Origin of the sequence: Dietzia sp. CW19, from assembly GCF_014145265.1 — a bacterium.
Lineage (GTDB): Bacteria > Actinomycetota > Actinomycetes > Mycobacteriales > Mycobacteriaceae > Dietzia > Dietzia natronolimnaea.
The window spans coordinates 1-2,349 of record NZ_JAALEE010000216.1; the positions used below are offsets into that span (position 1 = coordinate 1).

Annotated in this window: 2 protein-coding genes and 1 pseudogene; all 3 read left to right on the plus strand. The window is 69.6% G+C overall.

What is annotated here, in order from left to right; all coding sequences use genetic code 11:
• Positions 1-664, plus strand: a 664-nt coding sequence (locus G6021_RS07180) for a prolyl oligopeptidase family serine peptidase (protein WP_182640952.1), incomplete at its 5' end; no start/stop codon positions are given.
• Positions 665-922: 258 nt separating this feature from the next.
• On the plus strand, positions 923-1,792 hold the full coding sequence (locus G6021_RS07185; RefSeq protein ID WP_182640953.1) for an alpha/beta fold hydrolase: 870 nt from the start codon (positions 923-925) through the stop codon (positions 1,790-1,792).
• A 17-nt stretch (positions 1,793-1,809) separates the two neighbouring features.
• Positions 1,810-2,349: pseudogene (locus tag G6021_RS07190) on the plus strand (hypothetical protein); the annotation flags it as partial.

The following is a 2,349-nucleotide window of genomic DNA, read 5'->3' on the forward strand; positions in this document are numbered from 1 at the left end:
TGCCGCGCGGGCCGACGGGCTCCCGCTCTCCCCGACGTGGGCCCTGGTGGGCCAGTCACAGGGAGCGGGGGCCGCGCTGGTCACCGCCACCCGGGCCACCGAGCTGGGGGCGCCCTCGGGGCTGGACTTCCGCGGGGTCGTGGCCACCGGTGCGCCGGCAAACCTCGAACACCTCTTCCAGTGGGGCGGGCCGGGCTTCCCTCCGGTGTCACTGCCCACCGGCCTCAACCTCTACGCCTTCTACATCCTCGCCGGCCTGCGTGACCAGCACCCCGAGTTCGAACTCGACCAGTTCCTCACCCCGCGGGGCCGTGAGATGGTCGACTCCGCCGAGCAGCTCTGTTACGAGGACATGCGCGCGGCGGTGGGCGATTTCCAGATCTCCCAGGCGCTCACCCGGCCGGTCAGGGACATCCCGGACGTCTTCGGCCATCTCCAGCGGTACATGGGGACCCCGGCCACCGGGTACGACCGCCCGGTCTTCCTGGGCCAGGGCCTGCTCGACCTGGACGTGCCCGCGCCCTCCGCGCTGTCCCTCGCGGCGGAGATGACCCTGAACCGCCAGCCACTCGAGTTGCACGTCTATCCGGACAGGGACCACAGCGGGACGGTCTATGCGGCGACGCCGGACGCCACCGCGTTCCTGAACCGGGTGATGGGCTGAGCAGAATCCCGCAGTTGGACACGCCGTCAACATGACGTTCCACATCGGGCGCGGCAGGAGCCGGTCGACGCCACATCGACAATGTGACGTAATCCACAATCGTTACCTACTTGTCACATGAGAATTTCCGAGTAGAGTCCTCGCCATCGCCGCGCGGGGATGTTCAGGGACTCCCCGCGCGGCTGACTTAATTTCGACGCCGCCCGCATTTCGGCCGAGGCGCCCGACTCTAGAACGTGTTCTAGTATCGTGACTCCCATGAGCTCTCTCGACTTCGAGTCCACCAGCAAGACCCTCACCGCCGGCCGCTTCGAGCTGCACTTCCACGAGGCGGGGGAGCAGAGCGTGACCGAGCCGGAGAGCACGGTCCCGGTCCTGTTCCTCCACGGTTCCGGCCCGGGCGTCACCGCGTGGTCCAACTTCTCCGGCAACTTCCCCGTCTTCGCCGAGCGATTCCACACGATCCTGCTGGACATGCCGGGCTTCGGCAGGAGCTCGGACCTGGAGTGGGAGAAGGCCTACCCCCTGATCGCCGCCGAGGCGATCGACGCGTTCTGTGAGGCCAAGGGCATCGAGAAGGTCGACATCATCGGCAACTCGATGGGCGGCAACGTCGCCTGCGAGACCGCCCTGGCCTACCCCGGCCGCGTCCGCAAAATGGCGCTCATGGGCCCCGGCGGCCTGGCGGCACCGCTGTTCACCCCCGAGCCCAGCGAGGGCTCGCGGCGCCTGTTCGACTTCCTGGCCTCGCCCTCCGACGAGTCCATGGCCGCGTGGGTCGACACGATGGTGGGCAACAAGAAGGTCGTCTCCGACGAGCTGATCCGCGCGCGGACCGAGGCCGCCACCGCCCCGGGGGCCGTCGAGCGGATGTACGCCATCTTCGGATCGATCCTCAAGCCCGAGAACGCCTACACGCCGCTCTACGCGCGGGCCTCCCAGATCCGCCAGGAGACGCTGCTCATCTGGGGCCGCGACGACCGCATGCTGCCCTACGAGCAGGCGCACTTCGCGTTCCGGCAGCTCCCCCGCGCCGAGCTCCACGCCTTCTCGCGCTGCGGGCACTGGGCGATGATCGAACAGAAGGACAAGTTCGAGCGCCTGGTGATCGACTTCCTGCTCAACTGACCCGCTAGCCTCGGGGCATGAGCGAGTCGCCGCAGCCCGACCAGCCCGCCGCGGAACAGCCCTCTGCGGAACAGCCCACCGTGGATCCGCGCACCGGCGAGGACCTGTCCTGGAAGAGCACCCCGGTCGCGATCGTCTTGCTCGACCGTCCCGCACCAGGCCACGCCGAGGTCGGCGACCTCCTCGCCGAGATCTTCGAGGGCTCCTACGAGGTCGATCCCGGGACGGACGACGATCCCGCGACCGGCGTGTCGGTCGAGGACGTCACGGTCGTCGCCACCCCGCTCGACCTCCCGGTGGCCGACGGCGAGGCGTCCCGCTACACCGAGAACCTGGCCATCTGGAACGGCGGGGAGAGCGTGGTGGACACGCATCGCTCCCAGGTCGTCGTGGCCGCCTTCCGCCTCGGCCCGACAGGCGACGACGGCGAACCGGGCGAACCCGAGTACCTGGACCCCAGGCTCGAGACGCTCCGGTGCGAACTCGCGGTGGCCACGGTGGCCGCCGCCCTGACCGCCCTGCCCGGCGCGATCGCGGTGAGCGTGGGCGGCGCGGCC

Bases quoted from the DNA above. Each gene is read 5' to 3' on its own strand.
- G6021_RS07185 (WP_182640953.1), top strand. From the start codon at position 923: ATGAGCTCTCTCGACTTCGAGTCCACCAGCAAGACCCTCACCGCCGGC.